This window comes from Faecalibacterium sp. Marseille-P9590, from assembly GCF_017377665.1.
GTDB lineage: Bacteria > Bacillota > Clostridia > Oscillospirales > Ruminococcaceae > Faecalibacterium.
Map to the genome: position 1 here is coordinate 221,933 of NZ_JAFREF010000003.1, position 25,610 is coordinate 247,542.

24 protein-coding genes and 2 tRNA genes are annotated in these 25,610 nt (G+C 60.2%); 11 read left to right on the forward strand and 15 right to left on the reverse strand.

Translation table 11 applies throughout. The features are described from left to right. Window positions 1-386: 386 nt before the first annotated feature. The 3 genes from J3349_RS05990 to J3349_RS06000 form a co-directional block, all read right to left on the reverse strand. Window positions 387-2,438 (reverse strand): ATP-binding protein, encoded by a 2,052-nt coding sequence (locus tag J3349_RS05990; RefSeq protein ID WP_207676765.1) that lies wholly within the window; start codon window positions 2,436-2,438, stop codon window positions 387-389. Window positions 2,439-2,597: 159 nt separating this feature from the next. Continuing rightward, window positions 2,598-2,691 (reverse strand) — tRNA-Ser (locus J3349_RS05995). A gap of 32 nt (window positions 2,692-2,723) precedes the next feature. Beyond that, window positions 2,724-2,811, reverse strand: a tRNA-Ser gene (locus tag J3349_RS06000). A gap of 221 nt (window positions 2,812-3,032) precedes the next feature. On the opposite strand from J3349_RS06000, the gene J3349_RS06005 reads away from it, so the two are divergent. The 5 genes from J3349_RS06005 (at window position 3,033) to J3349_RS06025 (ending at window position 7,748) form a co-directional block, all read left to right on the forward strand. Then, window positions 3,033-3,665, forward strand: coding sequence for an XRE family transcriptional regulator (locus tag J3349_RS06005; protein WP_015564416.1), 633 nt, complete (start codon window positions 3,033-3,035; stop codon window positions 3,663-3,665). Window positions 3,666-3,747: 82 nt separating this feature from the next. After that, window positions 3,748-5,106, forward strand: coding sequence for a putative DNA modification/repair radical SAM protein (locus tag J3349_RS06010; protein ID WP_207676766.1), 1,359 nt, complete (start codon window positions 3,748-3,750; stop codon window positions 5,104-5,106). Continuing rightward, entirely contained in the window at window positions 5,085-5,867 is a 783-nt protein-coding gene (locus J3349_RS06015; protein ID WP_207676767.1) for a TIGR03915 family putative DNA repair protein, read from the forward strand. Before J3349_RS06010 ends, J3349_RS06015 begins: the two co-directional genes overlap by 22 nt. A 132-nt stretch (window positions 5,868-5,999) precedes the next feature. Beyond that, window positions 6,000-6,476, forward strand: a complete 477-nt coding sequence (locus J3349_RS06020) for a peptidylprolyl isomerase (RefSeq protein ID WP_149793951.1) — start codon at window positions 6,000-6,002, stop codon at window positions 6,474-6,476. A 63-nt stretch (window positions 6,477-6,539) separates the two neighbouring features. After that, a complete protein-coding gene (locus tag J3349_RS06025) occupies window positions 6,540-7,748 on the forward strand; it encodes an aminotransferase class I/II-fold pyridoxal phosphate-dependent enzyme (protein WP_207676768.1) in 1,209 nt (402 codons plus the stop codon). Between the two features lie 300 nt (window positions 7,749-8,048). On the opposite strand, the gene J3349_RS06030 is transcribed toward J3349_RS06025, so the two are convergent. From J3349_RS06030 to J3349_RS06070, 9 genes are all read right to left on the reverse strand, one after another. Next, complete coding sequence (locus J3349_RS06030) at window positions 8,049-9,014, reverse strand: WYL domain-containing protein (protein WP_158400385.1); 966 nt, start codon at window positions 9,012-9,014, stop codon at window positions 8,049-8,051. An 18-nt stretch (window positions 9,015-9,032) separates the two neighbouring features. Next, complete coding sequence (locus J3349_RS06035) at window positions 9,033-9,893, reverse strand: prephenate dehydrogenase (protein ID WP_207676769.1); 861 nt, start codon at window positions 9,891-9,893, stop codon at window positions 9,033-9,035. Beyond that, a complete protein-coding gene (aroA, locus tag J3349_RS06040; protein ID WP_207676770.1) occupies window positions 9,883-11,160 on the reverse strand; it encodes a 3-phosphoshikimate 1-carboxyvinyltransferase in 1,278 nt (425 codons plus the stop codon). The genes J3349_RS06035 and aroA overlap by 11 nt, the downstream gene beginning before the upstream one ends. A 1-nt stretch (window position 11,161) precedes the next feature. After that, a complete protein-coding gene (gene aroF / locus J3349_RS06045) occupies window positions 11,162-12,178 on the reverse strand; it encodes a 3-deoxy-7-phosphoheptulonate synthase (RefSeq protein ID WP_158390455.1) in 1,017 nt (338 codons plus the stop codon). A gap of 71 nt (window positions 12,179-12,249) precedes the next feature. After that, window positions 12,250-12,714, reverse strand: a complete 465-nt coding sequence (locus tag J3349_RS06050; RefSeq protein ID WP_158400382.1) for a type II 3-dehydroquinate dehydratase — start codon at window positions 12,712-12,714, stop codon at window positions 12,250-12,252. Next, window positions 12,695-13,957, reverse strand: a complete 1,263-nt coding sequence (locus J3349_RS06055; RefSeq protein ID WP_207676771.1) for a shikimate kinase — start codon at window positions 13,955-13,957, stop codon at window positions 12,695-12,697. Before J3349_RS06055 ends, J3349_RS06050 begins: the two co-directional genes overlap by 20 nt. Then, a complete protein-coding gene (aroC, locus tag J3349_RS06060) occupies window positions 13,957-15,099 on the reverse strand; it encodes a chorismate synthase (protein WP_158395323.1) in 1,143 nt (380 codons plus the stop codon). The genes J3349_RS06055 and aroC overlap by 1 nt, the downstream gene beginning before the upstream one ends. A gap of 4 nt (window positions 15,100-15,103) precedes the next feature. Continuing rightward, entirely contained in the window at window positions 15,104-16,147 is a 1,044-nt protein-coding gene (gene aroB / locus J3349_RS06065; protein WP_207676772.1) for a 3-dehydroquinate synthase, read from the reverse strand. Continuing rightward, a complete protein-coding gene (locus J3349_RS06070; RefSeq protein WP_207676773.1) occupies window positions 16,144-17,214 on the reverse strand; it encodes a chorismate mutase in 1,071 nt (356 codons plus the stop codon). The genes aroB and J3349_RS06070 overlap by 4 nt, the downstream gene beginning before the upstream one ends. Before the next feature lie 303 nt (window positions 17,215-17,517). Here J3349_RS06070 and J3349_RS06075 point away from each other — a divergent pair, with 303 nt between their 5' ends. The 3 genes from J3349_RS06075 to J3349_RS06085 all read left to right on the forward strand — a co-directional run bounded on the left by J3349_RS06075 (window position 17,518) and on the right by J3349_RS06085 (window position 20,758). Next, complete coding sequence (locus J3349_RS06075; protein ID WP_207676774.1) at window positions 17,518-18,369, forward strand: alpha/beta hydrolase; 852 nt, start codon at window positions 17,518-17,520, stop codon at window positions 18,367-18,369. 30 nt (window positions 18,370-18,399) lie between these two features. Then, window positions 18,400-19,707 carry a citrate:proton symporter gene (locus J3349_RS06080; protein WP_207676775.1) on the forward strand — a complete coding sequence of 436 codons (1,308 nt, stop codon included), beginning with the start codon at window positions 18,400-18,402 and terminating at the stop codon, window positions 19,705-19,707. A 133-nt stretch (window positions 19,708-19,840) separates the two neighbouring features. Further along, entirely contained in the window at window positions 19,841-20,758 is a 918-nt protein-coding gene (locus J3349_RS06085; RefSeq protein WP_207676776.1) for a LysR family transcriptional regulator, read from the forward strand. A gap of 42 nt (window positions 20,759-20,800) precedes the next feature. On the opposite strand, the gene J3349_RS06090 is transcribed toward J3349_RS06085, so the two are convergent. From J3349_RS06090 to J3349_RS06100, 3 genes are read right to left on the reverse strand one after another with little or no spacing between them, the layout of a single operon-like run. Beyond that, window positions 20,801-20,956 (reverse strand): hypothetical protein, encoded by a 156-nt coding sequence (locus J3349_RS06090; protein ID WP_015564429.1) that lies wholly within the window; start codon window positions 20,954-20,956, stop codon window positions 20,801-20,803. Window positions 20,957-20,959: 3 nt separating this feature from the next. Continuing rightward, window positions 20,960-21,724 (reverse strand): hypothetical protein, encoded by a 765-nt coding sequence (locus tag J3349_RS06095; RefSeq protein ID WP_207676777.1) that lies wholly within the window; start codon window positions 21,722-21,724, stop codon window positions 20,960-20,962. Window positions 21,725-21,746: 22 nt separating this feature from the next. After that, entirely contained in the window at window positions 21,747-22,472 is a 726-nt protein-coding gene (locus tag J3349_RS06100; RefSeq protein WP_207676778.1) for a lysophospholipid acyltransferase family protein, read from the reverse strand. Between the two features lie 230 nt (window positions 22,473-22,702). Between J3349_RS06100 and J3349_RS06105 the strand changes: the two genes are divergently transcribed. Genes J3349_RS06105 through J3349_RS06115 form a run of 3 tightly spaced genes read left to right on the forward strand, consistent with a single transcriptional unit; the run spans window position 22,703 to window position 25,603 of the window. After that, entirely contained in the window at window positions 22,703-23,533 is an 831-nt protein-coding gene (locus tag J3349_RS06105; RefSeq protein WP_207676779.1) for a DUF624 domain-containing protein, read from the forward strand. A gap of 24 nt (window positions 23,534-23,557) precedes the next feature. After that, window positions 23,558-24,937 (forward strand): hypothetical protein, encoded by a 1,380-nt coding sequence (locus J3349_RS06110; protein ID WP_242699535.1) that lies wholly within the window; start codon window positions 23,558-23,560, stop codon window positions 24,935-24,937. A 57-nt stretch (window positions 24,938-24,994) separates the two neighbouring features. Then, window positions 24,995-25,603, forward strand: a complete 609-nt coding sequence (locus tag J3349_RS06115) for a cytidylate kinase-like family protein (protein ID WP_207676780.1) — start codon at window positions 24,995-24,997, stop codon at window positions 25,601-25,603. The last annotated feature ends 7 nt before the right edge of the window (window positions 25,604-25,610 follow it).

A 25,610-nucleotide genomic window follows, 5' to 3' on the forward strand; every position in this document is an offset into this window, starting at 1 on the left:
GCCATGTAAAAAATAGATATTGCTTTTACGGCAGAAATGATGTACCCTTATGAAGAACGACACACACAGGGTGTTCAGGTTTTTATATGGGCATGGTAAAATGGTAACAGTAAGTGTCGAGTTTCGTACCCAAAAATTCTTGGGTACGGTTCTGGGTACAAAGAGCCATTTTAGACACTAAAAGACACCAAAAGTTACGTCAAAGTACACAAAGGTGTTTTTGCGAAACTATGAGATAGTCACAAGATTTCACAAGAAAAACGGGATTTCAAAATTAGTGACGTTCTCATAACCGCTTGGTCGCGGGTTCAAGTCCTGCCTGGCCCATAACAAAAAGAACCCCGGCTTAGGCTGGGGTTCTTTTTGTTATGGATGAAATGATATGCTTATCTTATCACTTTCCGCAGCGTCCCAAACAGCCGCTCCACATCAACAGGCTTTGCCAGATGGGCGTCCATGCCGACGGAGAGGGCTTTCTGGCGGTCTTCGTCGAAGGCGTTGGCCGTCATGGCGATGATGGGGATGGTGCGGTAATTGCCCGACAGATTGCGGATGATCTTCGTTGCCTGATAGCCGTCCATGTTGGGCATCTGGATGTCCATGAGGATGGCATCATAATAGCCCGCCGGGTGGGCTTTGAGTGCCTCGATGCAGAGTTCACCGTCGGCAGTGCGCTCCACGGTAAGGCCGCTCTCTTCCAGAATGGTCACGACGATCTCTGCGTTGAGGTCGTTGTCCTCGGCCAGCAGGATGCGGCAGCCCTTGAGCTGGGCCGCGTCGCCCTCTGCGTTCTGCTCCTCTACGCTCTTCTGGGCCTCATCCGCCAGTGGGAACCCAAGGGTGATGGTCACAGTGGTTCCTGCGCCCAGCTTGCTCTGCACGTCGATGCTGCCGTGCATCCACTCCACGAGAGCCTTCACGATGGGCAGGCCGAGTCCGGTGCCGATGACTTTGCTCTCGGTGCTGGTATGCTCACGGGTGAACTCCTCGAAGATATGGGGCAGATACTCCTCGCTCATGCCGATGCCGTCGTCCTGAACAGTAAAGGTATAGCGGCCCGTCTTCGGCTTCTCAGCCGGCAGTTCTTTCACCGACACCGCAATATGTCCGCCCTCGGGCGTATACTTGATGGCGTTGCTGATGACATTCAGCAATATCTCCCGCACTTTGGTGCGGTCGCTCACAATATAGGGATGTTCGACATCCGTATGGTAGGTGCAGGTCAGCTTTTTCTGCTGGACAGAGGGCTCAAATACGTCTGAGAGCGTCTGCATCAGCGCGCACAGGTCGCCGGGTTCTTCTTTCAGCACAGCCTTGCCGCTCTCGATGCGGGCCATTTCCAGCACATAGTTGATGAGCGAGAGCAGAAATGCGCTGGACGAGCGTATCTTCTCGGTGTAATCCAGCACCTTGTCCTTCTCGTCGATGTGCTTTTCCAGAAGCTCCGAAAAGCCGATGATGGCGTTCATCGGGGTGCGGATGTCATGGCTCATATTGAACAGGAAGCGGGTCTTTGCCTCGTTGGCTGCCCGGGCCTCCTGTGCAGACTTTTCAAGGGCCGCTTCGTGCTGCAGGTCCTTCTGGTGCCGGTTCATGAGCTCCCAGCAGACATAGGCCGCCATCATGCCAATGATGGTGGCGATGGCGATGCCCCGCAAGAGCTGCTGGTCCGAGAACCACCCGGCCTTCGGGATGATTTCAAAATACCATGTATCGTTGGGGACGCTGCACGCAACTTCCAGCGCATTGCCGGGGAAATCCTCTTCGCTCTCCGCGATGACGATTTTTTCGCCGGTATAGGGGTCTTTTTTCCAGATTTGATACTGGTAGCCAGCATCCTCCATCTTGTCCAGCTCGACTTCATCAATGAAGTTGTCCCACTGTAAAACAAGGATGGAGAAGCCCCAGAACGAGCGCTCCCCCTTTTTACTATAGGTATAGATGGGGTCGAACAGCAGCGCGCCCGTGCCGCCCTGCACCAGCTCGAAGGGACCAGCGATGGTGTACATCCCGCTGTTCTTGGCAAGGTTTGCTTCCTTTTTGCGGGCGGGGTTATGCAGCATATCGAGCCCGATGGCCGCCTCATTGCCCGCTACCGGGTACACCTGAGAGATGATGCCGTCTTTCGCCAGCTCGTGGGTCTTGATGACGTTGCTGCCATCCTGCATATTGCTGGATATAGCTGCGAACTCCGCTTCACGGAGCACACGGCCCGACTCGATATATTTTTTGATGAAGTCCGATTCTGCCAGATAGCGGTTCAGCTGGGAAGACACACGGCTGATGGTGGACTCGGCCGCATAGACAGCCCGCAGCCGCTCGTCTTTTTCCTGATTGAGCGAGAGAAGCCGGAGCGAAAACAGCGCCACCACAAATGTGAGCAGGAAGACCACTGCGGGCAGGATGACGTCCCTGCGGGCAAATTTTTTGAGTGCCATTGCTCGTTTCCTCCTGTTCCGGTATTTCCGTTTTATCCCATTATTTATCCCATTATAAGAAATCCGAGTGCAAAAGTAAATCATCCGCCCCGAAAATTCACAAAAGTGTGCAACAATGGAAAAAGCCCGGTGGTTTCAACGAACCATCGAGCTTTTTCTTGGCGGAGTAGGAGGGATTTGAACCCTCGCGCCGTTGTTTAGACGACCTACGCCCTTAGCAGGGGCGCCTCTTCGGCCTCTTGAGTACTACTCCAGAGCAAAGTGCATTACACTTATTCAAAAAAATGGCGGAGAGAGTGGGATTCGAACCCACGGTACGTTGCCGTACGGCAGTTTTCAAGACTGCTTCCTTAAACCACTCGGACATCTCTCCTCGTGGGCACTCGCACACGCCGTACCGAATGCCTATTTAATTTACCAGATTTCCGGCCTTCTGTCAAGCCCAAATTGAAAGTTTTTCGTCCAGCCCTGCAAATCCCTCTCATGCGACAACCTTTTTTTGGCTGGCCGCTCACTTTTCTCTTTACAAAAACATCTTTTTGTTGTACAATAAAAGCATAAAATATTGACCTCGGAGTAAAGGAGTGTACGACCATGTCGTTTTCAGAGCTTTTGAAGCAGTGCCGCAAGCAGAAGGGGATCAGTCAGGCTGAGCTGGCATCCAAACTGGGGGTGACCCAGCAGGCCGTCGGCAAGTGGGAAAGCGGCAAATCCTCCCCCGACCCCGCCACGGTGGCCCGCATCGCTGAGATCCTGAGCACCACAGCCGATTTCCTGCTGGGGCTCTACCGTCCGGTGTCCAACGTGACCACCCCCGAGGAGCGTTTCTTCGGCAACTACGCCGAGAGCCTCATCCCGGTCATCGGCACCGTGAAGGCCGGGTACGGCGCACTGGCCTTTGAGGAGGATTATGGGCAGGAGTATGCCCGCGTCAAGGACCCCTCCAACTACTTCTACCTCGTCGTGCGCGGCGACAGCATGGAGCCCCGCATCCAGGACGGCGACCTCGCCCTTGTCCACAAGCAGGACACGCTGGAGAACGGCGATCTGGGTGTGCTGGTCTACGGCGACGAGGGCGAAGGCACCCTCAAGCGGTATATCCAGCGGGGCAACTGCGTCGTTCTGCAGCCCTTCAACCCCGCTTACAACGAGCTGGTCATCAAGGGTGAGGACCTGAACCGCCTGCACATCGCGGGCCGCGTGGTCGAGACGAAGGCCAAGTGGTGAGTCTCTCCCCTGCCCCACGGCGCTTCTGATCAGCAGCTGTGGGGGTAAGGGGGAGATATACCTTTCTGGGAGGTATCTTTCTATGGAACAGTCCCTGATGGACAAGCTCACCATCTTGGCCGACAGCGCAAAATATGACGTGGCCTGCACGTCCAGCGGCGCGTCCCATCCGGCGAAGCGCGGCACCATCGGCAGCTGCTATGCGCCGGGCTGCTGCCACGCCTTTACCGCTGATGGCCGCTGCGTCAGCCTGTTGAAGGTCCTGATGAGCAACTGCTGCGCCTTCGACTGCAGCTACTGCGTCAATCGGAAGTCCAACGACGTTCCCCGGGCCACTTTTTCACCCCGGGAGCTGGCAGAACTGACCATTGAGTTCTACCGCCGCAACTACATCGAGGGACTTTTCCTGTCCAGCGCCGTGCTGGGGACCCCCGACTACACCACCGAGCGGATGCTCACCGTTCTGCGGCTGCTGCGGAACGAATATCACTTCGGCGGCTACATCCATGCCAAGACCATCCCCGGCACCAGCCCCGAGCTCATCCAGCAGATGGGCTACCTCGCCGACCGCCTCAGCGTCAACGTCGAGCTGCCCAGCGAGCAGAGCCTCCATCTTCTCGCCCCCGACAAGGGCCGCCACTCCATCTTCCGGCCCATGAAGCAGATCTCGGTGGCAGGTGAAGAGAGCCGGCAGGAGCTGGCCCTCTACCGCCACGCGCCCAAGTTCGCTCCCGCCGGCCAGAGCACCCAGATGATCGTCGGTGCGTCGCCCGAGACGGACTACCACATTTTGCAGCTGTCCGAGGGGATGTACCAGAAATACGGCCTCAAGCGGGTGTTCTACTCGGCCTATATCCCGGTGTCGGACGACACCCGCCTGCCTGCGCTGGACACGAAGCCGCCGCTCCTGCGGGAACACCGGCTCTATCAGGCCGACTGGCTGCTGCGGTTCTACCAGTTCAAGGCCGACGAGATACTGGATAAGGACAACCAGAGCTTCAACCCCTATCTCGACCCGAAATGCAACTGGGCCGTCCAGCACTACGGGCTGTTCCCGGTGGACGTGAACCGCGCCCCCTTCGAGATGCTGCTGCGGGTGCCGGGCATCGGCCCCAAGAGCGCCCGCCGCATCCGAGACGCCCGGCGGCTGTCGGCCCTCGGCCTCGACGAACTGAAGCGGATGGGCGTCGTGCTCAAGCGGGCGCAGTATTTCATCACCTGCCGGGGCTTTTCCGGGGCGCACCCGGGCCGGGGCAGCGCCGGACGGGAGCGCATCACCCGGACGCTCATCGACCCCAACGTCTTCAGCGCCGGGGCCGAGCAGCTGAGTATGTTCGCACCGCCCGCCGTTTACCGGCTGGTGGAACAGGGCGTACCGCCCCGGGCGGCCCAGCGGATGGTGCGGGAGGAGGCGGTGCAATGTCTGGCGAGAGCACTGTGACGCCGCCCCGGAAGCTCCACGACGCCGATGTGGTCTACCTCTACGATGGCAGCTTTGAGGGCTTCCTGTGCTGTGTATTCGAGAGTTTCGCCCAGCATGAGATCCCCTTCGCCGTCTGGACGCCCCAGCGGGAAACGGCCACCCTCTACCCCGTCCGGGACATCGAGACGGACTCTGCCAGAGCGCAGCGGGTCTTTTCGGCCCTTGGCCGGAAACTGGGCCGGGAGACGGAATATCTCGTCAGCCGGGATTTTCTCTCCGGGCAGGAAGATAAGGAATTGCTTCTCATCCGCTTCCTGCATCTGGCCTTCGCCCTCGGCCCCGGCACGGTCAAGCGGATGGGCCACCCGGATGTGGCCCCGCTCTACGAGATGAAAAAGAGTCTCGACTGGGAGGTGGACAAGTTTCAGGGCTTCGTCCGCTTCGAGGAGCACGACAGGATGCTGGGTGCGGTCATCCACCCCAAAAACTATATCCTGCCTCTGCTGCGGGGGCATTTCTGCTCCCGCTTTCCGGAAGAGAACTTCATGATATACGACGCAGTCCATCAGGCGGTATTGCTTTATCAGGAGCACAAAGCCCAGCTTCTGGAGCTGGCTGCGCCGCTGGAGCTGCCCCCGCCCAGCGCCCGGGAACAGGAGTTTCAGGCCCTCTGGAAGCAGTTCTACGACACGCTGGAGATCAAGGCCCGCCACAACGAAAAGGGCCGGATGACCCACTGTCCCAAGCGTTTCTGGCAGGATATGGTAGAAATGCGGTGATTCTTTACAAAAAGGTTGCATCTGCGCCGTTGCGCTCTGCAAAAGGTATGGTATACTAAAGGGGAGCTTCGGCAGAGCATCTGCCGCACCCACCCCGAAACGGGCTATGATAAAAGGAGCATTGTTAAAACTATGGTTCGCATTACTATGGAAGACGGCGGCATCATCGACATCGAGCTGAACGAGGAAGCTGCCCCCATCACCTGTGAGAATTTCAAGAAGCTGGTCGGTCAGGGCTTTTACAACGGCCTGACCTTCCACCGCGTCATTCCCAACTTCATGATCCAGGGCGGCTGCCCGCTGGGCAACGGCACCGGCGGCCCCGGCTGGAACATCAAGGGCGAGTTTGCCGCCAACGGCGTCAACAACCCCATCAAGCACGTCCGCGGCGTCATCAGCATGGCCCGCAGCATGAACCCCAACAGTGCCGGCAGCCAGTTCTTCATCATGCATAAGGACGCACCCCATCTGGACGGCCAGTACGCCGCTTTCGGCAAGGTCGTCGCCGGCATGGACGTCGTGGACAAGATCGCATCCGTCCCCACCGACTGGAACGACAAGCCCAAGACCCCCGTCAAGATGAAGACCGTCGAGCTCATCGAGGGCTGATTTTCTGCACCTATGGCTTTCCCTTTGGGGAAAGCCTTTTTTGCATCCACAGGAGGAACTTCCATGAAGTACGATTTCACCACCCTGCCCGACCGCCATGGCCGGGACTCCATCGCCGTGGACGGGCTGGGCAAAGGTTTTGCGCCCGACGCACCGCAGCCCGGCTTCGATGCCATCCCCATGTGGGTGGCGGACATGAACTTCGTCTGCCTGCCCACCATCCAGCAGGCCGTCATCGAGCGGGTCCAGCACCCGGCTTTCGGCTATTTTGACCCGACGCCCGAATACTACGGCTCCATCATCCGCTGGCAGGAGATTCGCAACGACGTCACGGGTCTGACCGCCGAGGCCATCGGCTACGAGAACGGTGTGCTGGGCGGCGTCATCAGCGCACTGAACTGCGTCTGCTCCCGGGGCGACAAGGTGCTGGTCCACAGCCCCACCTACATCGGCTTCACCCGCTGCCTGACCGACAACGGCTATGACATCGTCCACTCCCCGCTGGTGCAGGACGAAAATGGCATCTGGCGGATGGATTACGCCGACATGGAAAAGCACCTCGCCGAAGAGCACATCCACGCCGCCATCCTGTGCAGCCCCCACAACCCCTGCGGCCGCGTCTGGGAGCGGTGGGAGCTGGAAAAGGCCATGGAGTTGTACAAAAAGTATAATGTCTACGTCGTTTCCGACGAGATCTGGTCGGACATCATCCTCTCCGGCCACAAGCACATCCCCACCCAGTCCATCAGTGAGGACGCCCGGATGCGCACTGCCGCCCTCTACGCCCCCTCCAAGACCTTCAACCTCGCCGGTCTCATCGGCAGCTATCACATCGTTTATAACCCGTGGTGGCGTGACCGCATCAAGAAGGAATCCTCCCTCTGCCACTACAACTCCATGAACGTCCTCTCAATGCACGCCCTCATCGGTGCCTACCGCCCCGAGGGCTATGAGTGGGCCGACGAGCTCTGTGAGACGCTGACCGGCAATGTGGATTTCGCCTGCGACTACATCGCAAAGCACTTCGAGGGTGTCCATGTGACAAAGCCCGAAGGCACCTATATGCTCTTTGTGGACTGCACCGACTGGTGCGCCGCCCACGGCAAGACCATTCAGGACGTGGAGAAGGCCTGCTGGGCCGTCGGTGCTGCCGTGCAGGACGGCGTGATGTTCCACGGCCCCTGCCATCTGCGCATCAATCTGGCCTCGCCCCGCGCCCGCATTGAAGAGGCGTTCCACCGGATGGACAAGTATGTGTTCAACGCAAAGTAATTTCAAATAAAATTTATACAGCAAAAGAGGCTGTTGACTCAACCTCTCAGTCTCGCATACGCTCGACAGCTCCCCTAGTAGGGGAGCCTCTGGCGAAGAGAGAAGGCTTTCCGCCATGGCCAAAGCCTCCCCTCGGTAGGGCAACGACGACGACCGCCGCCGGTGGCGGAAACAGGGAGGAGTTGTTGGGGCCGCGGTCAGCAATACGCAAGCAAAGCGAAGCGGATGCTGGGTACCGCAACCCGGACAATGGCACGGCGCAGCCGTGACGGAGAGGTTAGAACAACAGCCTCTTTATTTTTATTGATGCATTTTTACCAGCCGCTCGTTCAGCGCCCGCAGGCCGTCCCGCACCTCGGCGGGCGAGACGACTTCTATCTTGCCGCCGAAGCCGCAGACCCAGCCGTAGAACTGGTCGCTGACACAGACGGGGACGTCGAAATGGAAATGTTCCTTTCCTTCCGGCACGAAGATGGGCGAAGCGCCGAAGCGCTCCCGCATGGCTGATTCAAGGTCGGAAGTACACCGCAGGGTGACTCTATACTCCGGCCCGCCGAACATCTGGAAGTGCTTTTTCAGGTAGGCAGGAAGGTCGAGATCCGCGAACTGCTCTTTGCCGCGGCGGGGCTCGTCCAGCACCGTGACGCCGGCCATTTTATCCACCCGGTAATGGCGGATGCCCACCGGCTCCTTCTCATCCTGATAGGCGATGAGGTAGTAGCAGCCGTTCTCCCACGCCATCTGCCAGGGGCTGATGGTGTAAGGCGCGGGGCGTCCCGCCTTTTTGTAGCGGAAGCGCACCATCCTGCCGGTGTTGATGGCCGTAAAGAGGGCGTCCACGCTGTAGGGCAGGTCTTTGTTGGCGCTCTTGGGGCGGCCATCGACATAGACCTGACGCTGGAGCTGACTGCCCTCATACTGGGAGGCCAGCCCTTCCAGCTTATGGATGAGCTTATCACTGGACGCTTTCGAGATGACCCGGCTGGACTGGACAGCGTCCACCAGAAGCTTCAGCTCCGCCAGCTCGAAAGGCCGCGTCGCCATCCAATAGCCGCCGCTGCGGCCCCGGCGCAGCCGGATGTCATAGCCCAGCGCGTTCAGCGCGTCGATGTCGCTGTAGACGCTCTTTCGCTCGCAGAGGATGCCCTGCCGGGCCAGCAGCTCCACCAGCTGAGGCACATTCAGCAGATGCTCCTCGTCGGTCTGCTGCTCAAAGATATGCAGCAGCGCCAACAGTTTGGATTTTTGTCCCTCCTGCTTGGGCATGGGCGGCCTCCTTTACGGTCACGAGTCCTTTTTGTCGAATGCGGCGCGGCGCTGGGTGGACAGACGGAACATCTCTTCCAGCTTGTCCCGGTCATCGGCCACGAGGGCGTCCCGCAGCTGGTCCAGAGCGGAATCGAACTGGTCGATCTCGGCAATGAGGTTCTCCTTGTTCCAGAGGAACAGCTCCGCCCACATCTTCTCGTTGATGCGGGCGATGCGGGTCAAATCGCGGAAGGAGTCGCCCGTGTACTCGCAGAGAGAAGAGTTGTCGTTTGCACACATGAGGCTGACGGCGATGGCGTGGCAGAGCTGGCTGACGTAGCCGATCATTTTGTCGTGCTCCTGCACCGTCAGGGTGCAGATGTGGCGGAAGCCCAGCACCTCGGCCAGCTCTTTTGCCCACTGGATGGCCTCGGGGGTGTTCTTCTCGGTGGGGGTGATGATGAAGTTGGCCGGGGCAAAGCTGACCTCGGCGGCGTGCTCGACGCTGGAAGTCTCACGGCCTGCCATCGGGTGGCTGGCGATGAACTCCACACCCTCCGGACACATGGCCTGCACCGGCTCCACAAGGCCGGTCTTGACGCCGGAGACATCGGTAAAGATGCAGCCGGACTTGATGAGATGGCCGTAGGTCTTGAACCAGTCGATGAGGGCCGTGGGGTAGAGGCCGAAGATGATGTGGTCGGCCTGTGAGACGAGGTCCTCGAAATCGTGGGTCTTTCCGCTGGCGATATAGCCGTGGTCGAGAGCGTACTGTAAGTGGCCCTCGCTGCGGTTGATGCCGTCCACATGGAATCCGGCTTTGGAAAGCTCGAGGGCGTATTTGCCGCCCAGCAGTCCGAGGCCCACGATAAGATAACGCTTTGTTTTATCCAGCATATTCTACCTCCGCGCCTAACGGCTTGATGGCTTCAAAGAAATGGGGCCAGCTCTTCTGCACGGCCTCGGCGTCGTCGATGGAGAGTTCCAGTCCGGCGGCCAGCGCCAGCACCGCAAGGCTCATCACCACACGGTGGTCGTTGTGGCCATGGAGCGGCGCGGCGGGGGCGTGGAGCCTGTCTGCACAGCCGTGGATGGTGATGGTGCCGCCCTCGCTCTCGAGGACGCCGCCGCAGGCCCGCAGTTCGGCTTCCATGGCTGCAATGCGGTCGCTCTCCTTGATACGGAGACGTTCCGCGTTGCGGATGGTGGTGGTCCCTTCGCAAAGCAGGCCCAGGACCATCAGCACGGGGCCGAGGTCGGGGCAGTCGGCAAGGTCAATGTCCACACCGTGGAGAGGTGCTTTCCCGAACACGATGCCTGCATCGGTGGTGCGGAAGCTTGCACCACAGCGGCGCAGAATGTCGAGGATCGCGGCATCGCCCTGCAGGGTGTCGGCGGATAATCCTTTGAGGGTCACGCCGCCCTGCACCGCTCCCAGCACCGCCGGGAATGCCGCCTGGCTGTAATCGCCCTCCACGGTGTAATCGCAAGGCCGGTATTTCTGCCCGCCCGGGATAAAGAGGGTGTTTTCGTCCTGCCAGCGGCTCTCGACGCCGAAACGGCGCTGGGCCGCCCGGGTCATCTCGATATAACTGCGGCTCTCTACCGGCGGGATAAGGTGGAGGGTGCTGTCGCCTGCCAGCAGCGGCAGGGCAAACAGCAATCCGCTGATGAACTGGCTGGACACGTTGCCCGCCAGCTCGTATTCGCTGCTTTTCAGAGTTCCTTCGACGGTCAGGCCCGCCGAAGATTGTTCAAATCGGAGAGACTGCTCCTGATACAACTTCTCGTATACTGTCTGAGGGCGTTCCATCAGCCGTCCGCGGCCAATAAAGGTCACTTTCTGCCCGGTGAGGCTGGCAATGGGGATGAGAAAGCGCAGGGTGCTTCCACTCTCACAGCAGTCCACCGGAGCGCTGACGGGCAGAAAGCTCCCCAGACCCTCCACGACGGCACGATCCGCACCGGTGCGCACTTTGGCGCAGAGCTGCCCGGCGGCGGAGAGGGTGGCAGAAATATCCTTGCTGAATTCAAGGTTTTCGATGTGGGAAGCACCCTCGGCCAGCGCCGAGCAGAGCACCGCACGGTGCGCCATGCTCTTGCTGGGTGGCGCGGTGATGGTGCCGCCGATGCCGCCGGGGGCGCGTTTTATCGTAGCATTCATATCACATATCCCGGCCAATAGCCCATGCGACCTGACGGCACTTTGCCATAGCCTGTGCAAAGGCGTCGGGGGTCAGGCACTGTGCGCCGTCGCTCCATGCGTGGCGGGGGTCGTAGTGGACTTCCACCTCAAGGCCGTCGGCACCCGCGGCGACAGCGGCGATCATCATGGGCTCCACAAGGTTTGCCTTGCCGGTAGCGTGGCTGGGGTCCACGATGACGGGCAGATGGGTCTTCTCGTGGATGATAGGCACAGCGGAGAGGTCGAGGGTGTTGCGGGTGTACTTCTCGAAGGTGCGGATACCGCGCTCACAGAGGATGACCTGCTCATTGCCGCCGGCCATGATGTACTCGGCGCTCATGATCCACTCTTCGATGGTGTTGCAGAGGCCGCGCTTGAGCAGAACGGGCTTGTGCATCTTGCCCACAGCCTTGAGCAGCTGGAAGTTCTGCATATTGCGGGCGCCGATCTGCACCACGTCCACATATTCCTCGAACTCGGGGATGCGCTCCTCGCTCATCAGCTCGGAGACGATGGGCATGCCGGTGGCCTCGCGGGCCTTTACCATGTCAAGGATGCCCTCAGTCTCGAGGCCCTGGAAGGAGTAGGGAGAGGTGCGGGGCTTGTAAGCGCCGCCGCGGAAGAGGGTCGCACCGCCGGCCTTGACGCCCTGTGCGATGCGGAGGGCCTGCTCTTCGCTCTCGATGCTGCAGGGGCCGGCCATGACAGCGATCTTCTCCTTGCCGCCGATCTTCACGCCGCCGCAGTCGATGACGGAATCTGCCGGGTGGAACAGGCGGTTGGCACGCTTATAGGGGGCAGAAACACGGGTCACGTTGTCGATCCAGGGGTTGGCGAGGACGTCGCGCTCGTCGATCTTGGTGGTATCGCCCACGAGGCCGAAGACATTGTAGTCCTTGCCGGTGATGAGGGTGACGTCGAGGCCCTGCTTTTCGAAGCGGTCAACGATTTTCTCGAGTTCTTCCTTCGGGGTACCCTTTTTGGTGGAGATGATCATAAGATTTTTCCTTTCTATCCTTCTTTTCCACGCCCTCTTTGCTCCGCTTTCCAGCAGAAGAGAGTCGATTTTTACATCACTAAATGGGTGTGCGCACTACCGTCCAGCCGCAGCAGCTGGGCCAGATAGGCGGCAGCGTGGAGATAGCCGCTGATGCCCTCGCCGATGAAGTGGCCCTGACAGCCGAACGAGACGATGTCCGTCTTGCGGAAGGGCTCGTGCTCGTCGGGCTCGCTGAGCAGCACTTCCACGGCAGGCACACCGCAGAGGCGCAGCGCGTCGAGGATGGCGACGCTGTAGTGGGCATAGCCGCCCGGGTTCAGGATGATGCCGTCGGCCCGGCCTGCGGCAGACTGGATCTCGTCGATGAGGTCGCCCTCGTGGTTGGACTGAAAAAATTCCACTTCCATGCCCATCTGGGTGCAGCACAGCTCGAGGTAATCCAGCAGACCGTTATAATCCAGCTGACCGGCCACACCCGGCTCGGTGAAGTGCATCATGTTGAGGTTGGGGCCGTTAATGACTAAAAATTTCATCCAGTGCCTCCATTGCGGCGGTCACGGCGTCTTCCACCGTGCCGCTGTTCGGGATAACGGCGTCTGCCGCCGCGAGATACAGGGGGCGGCGCTCCGCCTCCATCTTTTTCAACGCCTCGGTGCTGGACGAGAGCGGACGTCCGCCGCCCACCGTCAGCGCATCCAGGGGCCGGTCGAGGAAGAGCACGACGCCGTTCTGATGCAGCGCCCGCAGATTCTCGCCCCGCTTGATGATGCCGCCGCCGCAGGAGAGCAGCTGTCGTCCCTCTTTGGCAAAGCGGGCGGTCTGGGCGGATTCCTTCGCACGGAAGCCGTCCTCGCCCTCGGCGGCGAAGATGTCGGGGATGCTGCGGCCGTCGGCCTTGACGATCTCCTCGTCGAGGTCGATGAACTTTTTGCCCAGCTTCTCGGCCAATGCACGGCCCACCGTGGATTTTCCGCTGGAGGGCATTCCGATGAGGGCCACGTTGAGCATATCGCGGCGGAGTGCGGCAGTGATGCGGCCGATCTCCCCCGCTGCGTCGTCGAACTTTCGGCTGAGGAAGTATTCGGCGGCGTACACGGCCTGCGCCACCAGCATCTCGAGGCCGCCCACAGCCACCGGGGTCCCGGCCTCTTCGGCCCGGAGGATGAGTTCCGTCTTATCGGGGTTGTACACCACGTCCAGCACAGCTTCCAGCCCGGGCATTTTTGCCACGTCCAGACTGCACACGCCCACGTTGGGGTACATTCCGGCGGGGGTGGTGTTGATGACGATGTGTGCGCCGCTGAACACAGCCTCTTCATAGGAAAGCTGGCCTTTGGCGGCGTCCGGCGTCCGGCTGACGGTGAGCACTCTGGCCGCACCCTTGTCGCGGGCGACGGCGCTGGTGGTGTTGTGGGTGCCGCCGGTGCCGAGGATGAGGACGGTCTTGCCCACAAAATCGACGCCGTGGGCGTCGCACAGGTGGGCAAAGCCGAGATAATCGGTGTTGTAGCCGTAGAGCAGGCCGTTCTTGTTGACCACAGTGTTCACCGCGCCGATGGCCTTGGCACGGGGGTCGATGTAGGTGCAGTATTCCATCACCAGCCGCTTATAGGGGATGGTGACATTGATGGCCTTGAACTGCCGCCTGGTCAGGAAAACCCGGGCTTCCTCTTCGGTGGGAAGCGGGCAGAGGTCGTAGTGGTAGCCGCAGAGCATCTCATGGATGATCTTCGAGTAGGAATGGCCCAGTTTCGAGCCGATGAGTCCGTATTCCATCACAGTCCCTCCCTGCGGTAGCTGGTGGGCCGCTCCATCCATGCGGTGCCGTAGCGGGCGGTCATCAAATCGCCCACAGCCAGCGCGGCGGCGCAGGTCTGGACGATGGCGGCGCGAGGCACGATGCAGGGATCATGACGGCCCTGAATGGAGAGGGGCGCGTCCTGCTTTGCAATATAATCCACCGTCTCCTGCTCTTTGTAGATGCTGGGCGTCGGCTTGACAGCGGTGCGGAAGACGACAGGCATTCCGTTGGTGATGCCGCCGTTGATGCCCGCGTTGTGGTTGGTGGCCGTGACCACCGAATCGCCCTTCATGCGGAAGGCATCGTTGGCCTCAGAGCCTTTCAGGTCGGCGAAGCCGAAGCCGGTGCCGAACTCAATGCCCTTCACGGCAGGCACCGAAAACGCCATGTGGGAAATAAGGCTCTCCACGCTGTCAAAATACGGCTCGCCCACACCGGCGGGCAGGCCGAGAATGGCTGTTTCAAGGATGCCGCCCACGCTGTCGCCCTCCGAACCGGCGGCACGGATGGCCGTTTTCATCGGCTCTTCGACGGAAGCATCCAGCAGGGCGAAGCCCTCGTCCCTGCTTTCCAGCACGCTCACCTGAGCGGCCAGTGCGGCGGCATCGTCCAGCGCAAAGGGCGTATCGGAAATGCCGGCACAGCGGGCGATGTGGGTGGTGATGTCGATGCCGGCGCGGTTCAGCGCACCCAGCACGATGGCACCGCCTGCCACCAGCGCGGCAGTGATGCGGCCCGAAAAGTGTCCACCGCCCCGGGCGTCCTGAAAGCCGTGGTATTTGGCGTAGGCGGTATAGTCCGCGTGGCCGGGGCGGAGAAGGTCAGCCGTCTTGGCGTAGTCGCCGCTGCGGGTGTTCTGGTTCTCGATCATCAGGGCGATGGCCGTGCCGGTGGTGTGACCGTTCACGACGCCGGAGAGCAGCTGTACGTTATCGGCCTCCACGCGGGGCGTCGAAAGCCCGTCGCCACGGGCGCGGCGCTTATCCATGCAGGCGGCAATGAATTCCTCGTCCACCGGCACACCAGCGGCCATGCCGTCCAGCACACCGCCGATGGCCCTGCCGTGGCTCTCGCCGAAGATGGTCAGCGCCAATGCGCTGCCAAAGGTGTTTTTCATGGCTTTAGTCCTCCATGCCCAGCAGGGGGCGCAGACCCTCCACCGGGATGGTCTCCGCGCGCCAGCAGCCCAGGCCCGGCACCTTGATGACGGTGATCTGGCCGCCCTGTGCCTTTTTGTCGTGGAGCATCTCGGCGTAGACCTTGTCCTTGTTGTAGGCGGTACGCAGGGGCAGGCCCAGACGGCGGTAGACCGCACGGACGCGCTTCTGCAGTGCCTTGGACTCGATCATCGGCAGCATCCCCAGAGCCACGCACTCGCCGTGGTAGAGGCCCACGGTGCGGCGTCCCTTGACGCCCTTGACGGCCTCGATGCCGTGGCCGATGGTGTGGCCGAAATTGAGGGCCTTGCGCATTCCATGCTCCGTCTCGTCCTGCTCGACGATGCTCTTTTTGAAACGGAGGCTGCGGTAGATGATCTCGCCGATCTGCTCGTCGATGTCGCCCTTTTCAAAGATGGCGAACAGTTCCGGGTCGGCCAGCAGACTGGCCTTCACCGACTCGGCCAGACCGTTGATGTACTGGCGGCGGGGCAGGGTGACGAGGGTGCTGGGGTCTACGATGACCAGCTTGGGCTGCCAGAAGGAACCGACGATGTTCTTCGTCTCCCCCAGATCCACAGCGGTCTTGCCGCCGATAGAGGAATCGATCATCGAGAGGGTGGTGGTGGGGCAGTTGATGAAGTCGATGCCGCGCATATAGATGGAAGCGGCAAAACCCGCCAGATCGCCCACAACGCCGCCGCCGACGGCGATGACGAGGTCGCCGCGGCCCATGTTGAACTCGAGCATCTGGCGCAGGACGCTTTCGAGGATCTTCATGCTCTTGCTGGCCTCGCCCTGCGGGACAGTAATAATTTTTGCGTCGCGGCACTGGTCGGCCACACGCTGTGCGTACTCGGCGGGAACGCCTGCGTCCGTCACCACCGCCACCCGGCGGTCGAGGCGGGCAAACTGGTACAGATTTTCCAGTGCGCCGTTTTTCAGGATGATGTCATAGCTGCGCTCACCCAGATTCATGGTGAGCTTGGTGCCGATAAATCCACTCATTTTGTATACACTCCTAACAGCCGCACCGTGCGGCAGGTATGGTCCAGCTCACGCAGCAGCGCGGCGGTCTTGTCGGCGGAGGGGTCGCCCACCAGCTCGACGTAAAAATAATAATCAAAGGGGACATGGGGCAGCGGACGGCTCTTGATGGACTCCATGTCGTAGCCGAAGCGGCCAATGACCTGGATGACCTCAGCCAGCTTGCCGGGTTTGTTGTCCAGTGTGAACAGCAGCGAGAAGCGGTTGCCCGCGGTGGGCTTTTCGCGGCTGAGGACGATGAAGCGGGTGGTGTTGTCGCCGTCGGTGTTGATGCTGGGGACGAGGACTTCCAGCCCGTAGAGGGCGGCTGTCTCGGCGCTGGCGATGGCGGCTTTGGCCGGGTCGCCCGACTCGGCCACGAACTTTGCGGCCATGGCCGTGTTGGGCATGGCCGTGGCGGGCAGATGGAACTGCTTTAAGAACGTCTCACTCTGGGCGATGGCCTGCTGATGGCTGTAAACGTGCTTGAGCTGGGCCAGCTGGGTGCCGGGCAGGACGAGCAGGTTCTGGGAGATGGGCAGGTCGTAGACGTCCACCACCCACAGCTCAGGGTGGTTGTAGCACAAGTCGAGGACAGCGGAGACGTCGCCTGCGTGGCTGTTTTCAAACGGCACAACGCCGTGGGCGGTGTCGCCCCGGCTGACGGCATCGAACACCTCGTCCCACGTCGGGCAGCTGACGGCCTCCGCGTGGGGGAAGAGCGCCCGCAGCGCGATGTGGGCGAAAGCGCCTTCCACGCCCTGATAGGCGGCGCGATTCCGGCCCAACACCTCAGCTTCGTACTGCTTGGCGACATCCATCATGTTCTGGACATGGTCTTTATAGTAAGGCCGGAGGGCAGCGTTCTGGATGCGGGCCGCAGCCTTTTCCAGCACCACCGCCTCCCGCGCGGCGTCAAAAATCGGCAGGCCGTGGGCCTGTTTGTATTGGGCGACGCTGAGCACAGCGGCCATCCGCCGCTCAAACAGGGCGGCTAGCTGCGCGTCCACCGCGTCGATCTCGGCGCGGGCTTGTTCCAGTGTGTCCATCTTTCCACATCCTTTGGGTAAAGTTTCAGTTCTTACAGCGATGATACCTAGTAAGTATACCATAACCCGGATGAGGAAACAACAAGCCCGGCTCTCTTTGAGGGTAGATAATATTTCAAATCCGGGGCCGTCAACGCGAAGAGATTGCAACAGGGGGACCCGTCTGTTTCCGGGACCTGCGCTGTATTTTATGCCCTGCGCCCTCCTATTACTCTGCGCTAATATCTGACATAAAAACCATAAATTTGACTTTATACCACGGCAAGTTATAATTAAATTGTCAACAGAAGGGAGGCAGTTTCAGTGAAAATCACCACAGATAATTTTTTCACCACCTCGGACGGCATTCACATTTATTTCGAAGACCGGGGTTCCGGACTTCCTATCGTGATGGTCCCCGGATTTTTATGCACCACCAAATTTTTCGAAAAAAACGCTGAGGTCCTCTCCAAAGAGTTCCGCGTCATCACGATGGACCTCCGCGGACAGGGCAACTCCTCCAAGACCTGTCAGGGCAACACCATCCGCCGCAACGCACAGGACATCAAGGAACTCATCGACCATCTCGGTCTGGAGCATGTCGTCCTGCTGGGCTGGTCGCTGGCCTCCTCCATCGTTGTCAGCTATGCAGCCGAATTTGAGCAGTACAAGCTCAACGGCCTCGTGACGATGGACGGCTCGCTGTATCCGTTCTCGGACGCCGACTGGAACCACCACCGTGGCCGGGACTACAATTTGCAGAACTGGTTCGACACCTACCTGCCTCTTTACTATGACCCCAAGCTCTTCTATGACAAATTCATCGCCCGCGTTTCCTGTGCGGAGGGAATGGACGATGAGACCCGTGCCTGGTTCGAGGCCGAGTGCAAAAAGACGATGCCCTGGACGGCGCTGGAGCTGCACTACGACTTCTGCCTGACCGATAATTTCAGCAATCTGAAAAAGGTCACCGTTCCTTACGCCGTATTCGGCGCACAGTCCAAGGCGTATGGTCTGGACATGGTAGACCGCTTTGCCGCCGAAGTGCAGGGCTACAGTGAGGTCCACAAGTTCTACAAGAGCGGCCACCTGATGTTCCTGTACGAGGCGGAAAAGTTCAACGCCTGTCTCGCTGACTTTGTGCGGAAAGCCGACGCGCTCTCCCGCCAAAAATAAAAACACCACACGAAAAAGGAGGAAAAAACAATGCTGCTCGCGCTCACAGGTTTCGTCATGATAGGCCTGCTGATGTACTTCCTGCTGAAGGGAAAGGCCATCCCCGTGACCCTTTTCGTCGTCCTTCCCATCATCGGTGCACTCATCAACGGCTTCGGCATCGCAGACATCACCGATTACATCAAATCCGGCGTCTCCACCACCTGGGGCATGGCCGCCCTGTTCGTCTTCGTCATCACCTACTTTGGCATCATGACCGATGTCGGTATGTTTGATAAGCTGGTCAAAAAGCTCATCAAGATCGCCAACGGCCGGGTATTGGGCATCCTTCTGGTCGTCGTCCTCGTCTCCATCCTGGGCCATCTGGACGGCAACAGCCCCACGACCTACCTCATCGTCATCCCCGCAATGGCACCCCTGTGCAAAAAGCTGAACATCCGCATCAGCACCATCATGATGGTCTGCACAGCCACCATCACCGTCATGAACCTCGTACCCTGGGGCGGCGTGCTCAACCGTCAGTCCATCACGCTGGTGATGGATTCCAACGAGTTGTGGCATATGTATCTGCCCCTGCAGGTCTGCGGCCTCGTCTGCTGTGTCGGTCTGGCCGTTATCATGGCTCGTGTCGAAGTCAAGCGCGGTGCCGGTAAGATCGACGTCTCTGCCACGCAGGAAGAAGAAGCTGAAGTCGTAGATAAAGCCGCTGCGAAGCTCCTTCGCCCCAAGCTGCTCTGGTACAACGTCCTGCTGACTGTCGTCGTCTTCGTGCTCCTCTTCACCACCAAGCTTCCCAACTACTTCATCTTCATGCTGGGCTGCGTGTTCGCTCTCGTCGTCAACTTCCCTGACCCCAAAGAGCAGGAAGCCCGTCTCGCCGCACACGCTCCCAAAGCCATCTCTCTGGTCGCCACCGTTCTGGCCGCCGGTGTCATGGTCGGCATCCTGAACAACACCGGCATGATCGTCGCCATGGCAGAGTTCATCATCAACATCCTGCCCGCCGCACTGGCCAAGCATCTGCACCTCGTCTTTGCCTTCCTGGGCGGCTTCATCGGTCTGGCCGTCTCTCCTGACCCACTGTACTACGGCATCCTGCCCGTTCTTATCGAGGTCTGCGGTAACTACGGCATCCCTGCCACCAGCGTCGCCATCGCATTCGGCGTCGGCGCAGACTCCTGCTTCACGATGGCACCGGTCATCGCCTCCACCTACCTCGGCCTGGCCGTGTCCGGTATGTCCCTGAAGGACGTCATGAAGACCAACTTCCTCCCCCACTGGATCATCGGCCTCATCATGATCGTCTTCGGCTGCCTCATCGGCACCATTGTCGTCTGAACCGCATTCTCGCTCCTTCCTCTTCCCGGAACTGGCCGGTGCTCTGCATCGGCCAGTTCCGCTTTTCATTTTTCCCATTTTGCGCTATGATAAAAGCGACGAAACGCCCTCTCTGGCAGAATGGAGCTGTCTCATGGAATACCGAGATTTTGAATATGTTCTAACCATCTATCAGGAAAAAAGCCTCTCGAAAGCCGCCGAAAAGCTCTATATCACCCAGCCTGCCCTCAGCATTTTCCTCACACGGCTGGAAACGCAGCTTCAGACCCGGCTTTTCGAGCGCACCAAACGTGGACTTGTCCCTACCTACGCAGGCCAGAAATACATCGAATTTGCCCGTCAGTCCATCGCGCTTGGCCACAGCTTCGACCAGGAGCTGTGTGAGATACAGGCCGAGCGCAAAGGCATCCTTCGTCTCGGGACTTCTCCCCATATCGGCTCCATCGTTCTGCCCGAGATGCTTTTTTCTTTCCAGAACCGCTATCCGAACATCCAGCTTGCCATCACAGAGGGGACTTCCCTCACGCTGGAAAAGCTCATCGACAACAACGAGCTGGATCTGGCGCTCATGCATCTTCCTCTGCTCTGCGAGCACGCAGGCTATACCCGCGTCAGCGACGACCGCTATGTCATGGCAATAGCGAAAGACAATCCCCTCACCCGCAAAGCCTACTCCAAACCCGGCTTTGCGCACCTCTTTCTCGACCCGGCGCTGGCCGCAGAGCAGCAGTTCATCCTCGCCCACCCTCAGCAGCGCGTCCGGCAGATCTCCGACCGCATCCTCCGCCATGCAGGCATCGTGCCGAAGATCCGGCTGGAGACCAGCAGCATCCAGAGCGCCCTCTGCTTTGCATCCAACGACCTCGGCATCACCTTTGCGCCAGAAAGCTATATCCCCCTTTTCAATGCACAGAAAGAACTCGCCTATTTCTATCTGGAAGATAAATATGAAGCGTTCTGGACCTTCTGCGTCGTCTATCCTCAGAACGTCACACCCTCCACTCCGGCCCGCTTCTTTTTGCAGGAAACACAGCGGCTCTTTGGCCGATAACCAAAACGCCCCCTCCGACATTGCCGGAGAGGGCGTTCTTGCTTATTTGCGCAGGTCTTCCCTGCTGCGGGGGGTGCCGAACACCCGGCCATAGGGGTTGTCGAGGTCGGCAGCCTTCAGAGATGCAGTTTTTTCGGCAGGCTTTTCAGGGATGCTGAGATGCTTTGCCTTCCCCTTGGAGAGAACACGGTACCGCATGGCTCAGTCCTCCGGGGTTGCCGTGGAGGCAGCGCCTTCGGTCAGCTTCTGCCAGAATTCTTCGCCTCCTGCGAGGTTATCAGCAGTGCCGCTGTTCCACGCGCCCCGCATTCCCACATAGAACTGGGACATATACTCCTGACTGGAACCACTCCTGCTCTGGGTGGTGTCGGGGCCGTAATCACCGAGGTCGAGGCCAGCCAGGACCGGGCAGTCGTCCCACTTGTACACCATGTTCCACCAGTCCTCGTCGCTGTCGGCGGCGGGCAAAGTGCCGTCAAGATACCGCAGCGAGCCGGTGCTTTCTTCAAAGCCCGCCGGGTCCCAGAGCAGAAAGACAGAGCTGAGGCCGCCCTGTACGTCGGTGGCCAGCTTGGTAGTTCCAGCCATGGTCAGATAGGCGGCGCTCTCGGTCTGGGTCTCAGTGTCGGAGTAGTCGAGAGTGTAGACGTTGAGGGTCACGACCACCTTGCCGTCGCCGTTGCGGTCTTCGCCGTAGGCGGCCAGTGCATCCTGCAAAGCGTTCACGGTGTCCTCGGGCAGATAGTAGGGGGCCACCACGGCCACGTTATAATCGGGCTTGGTGACAAAGAAATATTGTCCGATGAAGTTGTAGGCCACAAAAGCCGCAGCGATGCCGATGATGATGACCCATTTCAGGTTATAGTCCCACCAGTTGGCCCAGCGCTCCTTGCGGGTGTACTGTCTTTCCTTGCGAGGGGCAATGTCTTTCGGGTCGATGTCGCGCTCGTAACGGTAGCTTGCCATGAGGCAGTGTCCTCCAAAAAAGTTATAACTCTGCCAGAATGGTCTGGCGGACGGCGTCAGGCAGCTGCTTCTGCTCGGCCCGGCTCATGTCTGCCGTCTGGATGGGCGGCAGCACCCGGACGTGTACCGTTCCGGGGGTGGCACGGTTGCCGTGGGCCTCGAACAGGCCCCGTGCGCCGGAGATGGCCACCGGCACCACCGGCGCGCCGGTCTTGACCGCAATGCGGAAGGCACCGGCCTTAAACTCACCGGCGCCGCCCTCTTCGCCCTTGTAGCGGGTGCCTTCAGGGAAGATGATGAAGCTCCTGCCGCTCTCCACGATGGCGGTGGCGTCGTTCAACGCGCGCACCGAGGCGCGGACATCGTCGCGCTGGACGAAAACGCAGCCCAGCAGCTTCATCCAGCGGTTGAGCAGAGGAATTTTTCCCAGCTCTTCCTTGGCGAGGATGCCATAGGGCTCATCAAGGCCGGCCAGCAGCAGCGGGATGTCATAATAACTGCGGTGGTTCGCCACAAAGACGCAGGGGCCATCCTTCGGGATGTTGTCCAGTCCCTCGACGCTGAGCCGGACGCCAGTGACGTTCAGGATGCCTTTGCTCCAATGGGGGATGTGCTTTTTTACCAGCTGGCGCACCGTCTCGGTGTCGCCTGCGGCCAGCGCACGCTCGGCTTTGCACAGCACACTGTAATGGACGATCATGTACCCGAACAGATAAACGAATAACGCAATGGTGCGGAAAATGCTCACAGAGCGATACCTCCTTCTGGCTCAAAAAGCCGTTTCTATTGTATCACACTCCGCCCCAAAAAGGGAGAGGAAATACTTTTTTTACATTTAGAGGGCTTTGCGGCTTGCAAAATCCACAAAATCCGGGTATATTTATAATCAGAAAGCCAGCACAATGGCGTTTCCTGCCAAAACCGTGCTGCGCAATGTAAGCCGTCTTTCGGGACAGCGAGAGAGGATATTCACACAACATGAGTCTGTTCCCTTCTGCAAACGATTTCAAGTCCGGGCCGGGCGTCGAAAAGGACGCCCCCCGCAAGACCGGCGTAGGCCGCTTCTTCGAGCTGGTGGGCCGGGATATGAGCGGGATGTTCCTTGCAAACCTGCTCACCTGTCTGGGCTTTCTGCCCGTCATCTGTCTGGTGTACATCGGCTTCCTGATGAACAGCCTGCCCGTCATGGTGCTCAGCGCTGCCGTGGGCGGCATCCTGGCCGGTCCGGTGCTGGCAGGCATGTACGACACCGTCCTGCGCGCTCTGCGCGATGAGGCCGGTTACTGGTGGACCACCTACCGCAAGGCTTTCAAGCAGAACTTCAAAGCCAGCATCCTGCCGGGCGTGCTCTACTGCGTCGTGGTCACGGTGCAGATCTTCCTCGTGTACTTCTGCTTCAACCTGCTCTACCACGGCACCAACGTCGGCGTAGGCATGTGGGTGGCCACGGTGCTCAACCTCGTCATCTTCCACATGCTGTTCTCCTACATGTGGCCCCAGGTGGTCCTGCTGGACCAGCCTCTCGGCCAGACGCTCAAGAACAGCGTCAACTGCATGATCGCTTTCCTGCCCCACGCACTGGCTGCGTCTCTCGTGACGGTACTGTTCTGGGGCCTCGTCATCCTCTGTATGCCGCTGGGCCTGCTGCTCATGCTGGTGTTCGGCTTCTGGTTCCAGGTGGAGATCACCAGCCAGATCGTCTACGGCGACCTCGACCGGGTGTTCCACATCGAGGAGAACATCCGCAAGCTCCACGACGCCGAGTATGAAGCCGAGATGGCCGAGGAGCGCAGCGACGACGAGGAATAAACGACACACCGACGCGGAAAGGGGATGCGTGCAATGGAACAGCGGAACAATCTGGTGCTGCAGGGCACGGAGACATTTTCCCGCGGACAGCTCGATAATGTAGCGCTGGACAACGGCAGCGTCGTGCTGGACAGCGTGGCCGGGCGGTACCTGCAATACGGCAGCTACACGACGCCCGAGTTCGCCATGCCGGCCTTCTGCAACCTGAACGTCAGCTGGAACGCCCACGCGCCCCAGAACACGATGGTGGAGGTGCGCTGCCGCGTCTACGCAGGCGGCAGCTGGACGGGCTGGATGAGCTTTGGCAAGTGGGCGCCGGATTACCCCCGGGCCAGCATCAGCACCCACAGCGACGACGGCCTCATCTTCCTGATGGGCGACACCGTGACGGTGGCGCTGCCCGGCGGCGGCACCGGCGTCCAGCTTCAGGTCAATCTTTCGACCAACGACGATAAAGTCACCCCGGCGCTCCGGCTGCTGGCGGCGGCGGTCCGCCCCCTTGCGTGGGATAAGCAGAGCGGCCACCCCATCAACCGCCGCCTGTACTTACCGGAATACTGCCTCTCGGCCCATGACCCCAGCTTTGGCCGGGACATGGACCTGCCGCTGGTGATGGCGGCCCTGATGAACCGCTGGGGCGAGGACATCCTGCCCGAAGAGGTGGCCTACGTCATGGAGGACAAGACCACCGGCAGCACCAGCAACGGCGCTTTTGCCGCCGCGGCAGCGGGCTGCTGCGGTTTTCCCTGCTGGCAGGCGTGGATGGACCTGCAGGACCTGCGGGAGCAGATACACGACGGCTGTTCCGTGGCCGTGCGCATCGAGCGCCGCATCCGGGGCCAGCGGGACCCCATCGGGGTCTGGATGGGTCTGCGGGGCTTCGGCCACGACGACGCGGTCCTCGCCGATTTTGTCCTGCTCAACGACCCCACCGCCGACAGCGACGGAGCCGTGAACTGCACGATGGCGGTGACGGATTTTGCCCGCTACTTCACCGGGCGGGCCATCGCCCTCCGCCCCAAGCCCCGGAACACCGAGGCCAACCGCCCCCGGCGGGTCTCCTGCGACTTTGTGTACAGCGCCGAGGATGACTGCTGGTATCTGGCCCAGAAGGGCCAGCGGCAGCTGCTCCCGGCAGAATTTTCCGGCTGGGCGGCCTGCAGCCCTCACGACGGAGTAGCCCACGCCACCACAGCCCACCGCACCTTCCGGCGGATGGAGCGGACACGGACAGGCGGCTTCCGCTTCCCGCCCGAGCAGACCGACGCAGGCGGGCGGTGCAGCGTTTACATCGTGGATCAGACCGGCACCATGCAGTTTGCAGAGGTCCGTCTGCCAGCCCCTCCGCCGCCCGCGCTGCCGCTATCGGAAGCAAACCAAAGCACCGAGCCTTCTGTCTCCTGAGAGACAGCACAGCCAAGAGCTTTTTGGGATAAATCATCAACATGGGAGGAACATATTATGGCAAAGACGATCATCACTTTGGGCCGCGAGTACTGCACCGGCGGACGCTACATCGCCAAGGACGTGGCACGCGCACTGGGCATCAAGCTCTACGACAAGGAACTGATCACGATGGCCGCCAAGAATTCCGGACTGTCCGAGGAGGCCGTGGCCGCCAGCGAAAAGCGGCACACCCACAGCCTGCTGTACAGCCTGTATACGATGGGCAATGACCTTCCGCTGGGCGATCAGGTCTTCATCCTGCAGAGCCGCATCATCAAGCAGCTGGCCGACGAAGGCCCCTGCGTCATCGTGGGCCGCTGCGGCGACTACGTCCTGCGCGACCGCAAGGACGTGCTGCGCGTCTTCGTCTACGCCCCCAAGGAGTGGCGTCTGGCTTACGGCAAGGAGAACAACATGCTGCAGGCCAAGGACGAAAAGGGCATCAAGGACGAGATCGACAAGACCGACCGCAACCGTGCTTCCTACTACAACTACTACACCCAGAACCGCTGGGGCGACGCCCACAACTATGACCTTGCCATCAACGCTGCACTGGGCCATGACGCCTGTGTGCAGATGATCCTTGCCGCCGCAGAGGCCAAGGAGAAGGCCATGGAGGGCTGATGCCCGC

Coding starts and splice junctions, on each gene's coding strand:
- J3349_RS06025 (WP_207676768.1), top strand. CDS start 6,540: ATGAAGTACGATTTCACCACCCTGCCCGACCGCCATGGCCGGGACTCC.
- aroA (WP_207676770.1), bottom strand. CDS start 11,160: ATGAATGCTACGATAAAACGCGCCCCCGGCGGCATCGGCGGCACCATC.
- aroF (WP_158390455.1), bottom strand. CDS start 12,178: ATGATCATCTCCACCAAAAAGGGTACCCCGAAGGAAGAACTCGAGAAA.
- J3349_RS06070 (WP_207676773.1), bottom strand. CDS start 17,214: ATGGACACACTGGAACAAGCCCGCGCCGAGATCGACGCGGTGGACGCG.
- J3349_RS06085 (WP_207676776.1), top strand. CDS start 19,841: ATGGAATACCGAGATTTTGAATATGTTCTAACCATCTATCAGGAAAAA.
- J3349_RS06090 (WP_015564429.1), bottom strand. CDS start 20,956: ATGCGGTACCGTGTTCTCTCCAAGGGGAAGGCAAAGCATCTCAGCATC.
- J3349_RS06010 (WP_207676766.1), top strand. CDS start 3,748: ATGGAACAGTCCCTGATGGACAAGCTCACCATCTTGGCCGACAGCGCA.
- J3349_RS06055 (WP_207676771.1), bottom strand. CDS start 13,957: ATGGAATACGGACTCATCGGCTCGAAACTGGGCCATTCCTACTCGAAG.
- J3349_RS06095 (WP_207676777.1), bottom strand. CDS start 21,724: ATGGCAAGCTACCGTTACGAGCGCGACATCGACCCGAAAGACATTGCC.
- J3349_RS06035 (WP_207676769.1), bottom strand. CDS start 9,893: ATGCTGGATAAAACAAAGCGTTATCTTATCGTGGGCCTCGGACTGCTG.
- aroB (WP_207676772.1), bottom strand. CDS start 16,147: ATGAGTGGATTTATCGGCACCAAGCTCACCATGAATCTGGGTGAGCGC.
- J3349_RS06015 (WP_207676767.1), top strand. CDS start 5,085: ATGTCTGGCGAGAGCACTGTGACGCCGCCCCGGAAGCTCCACGACGCC.
- J3349_RS06050 (WP_158400382.1), bottom strand. CDS start 12,714: ATGAAATTTTTAGTCATTAACGGCCCCAACCTCAACATGATGCACTTC.
- aroC (WP_158395323.1), bottom strand. CDS start 15,099: ATGAAAAACACCTTTGGCAGCGCATTGGCGCTGACCATCTTCGGCGAG.
- J3349_RS06115 (WP_207676780.1), top strand. CDS start 24,995: ATGGCAAAGACGATCATCACTTTGGGCCGCGAGTACTGCACCGGCGGA.
- J3349_RS06110 (WP_242699535.1), top strand. CDS start 23,558: ATGCGTGCAATGGAACAGCGGAACAATCTGGTGCTGCAGGGCACGGAG.
- J3349_RS06020 (WP_149793951.1), top strand. CDS start 6,000: ATGGTTCGCATTACTATGGAAGACGGCGGCATCATCGACATCGAGCTG.
- J3349_RS06105 (WP_207676779.1), top strand. CDS start 22,703: ATGAGTCTGTTCCCTTCTGCAAACGATTTCAAGTCCGGGCCGGGCGTC.
- J3349_RS06005 (WP_015564416.1), top strand. CDS start 3,033: ATGTCGTTTTCAGAGCTTTTGAAGCAGTGCCGCAAGCAGAAGGGGATC.
- J3349_RS06030 (WP_158400385.1), bottom strand. CDS start 9,014: ATGCCCAAGCAGGAGGGACAAAAATCCAAACTGTTGGCGCTGCTGCAT.
- J3349_RS06080 (WP_207676775.1), top strand. CDS start 18,400: ATGCTGCTCGCGCTCACAGGTTTCGTCATGATAGGCCTGCTGATGTAC.
- J3349_RS05990 (WP_207676765.1), bottom strand. CDS start 2,438: ATGGCACTCAAAAAATTTGCCCGCAGGGACGTCATCCTGCCCGCAGTG.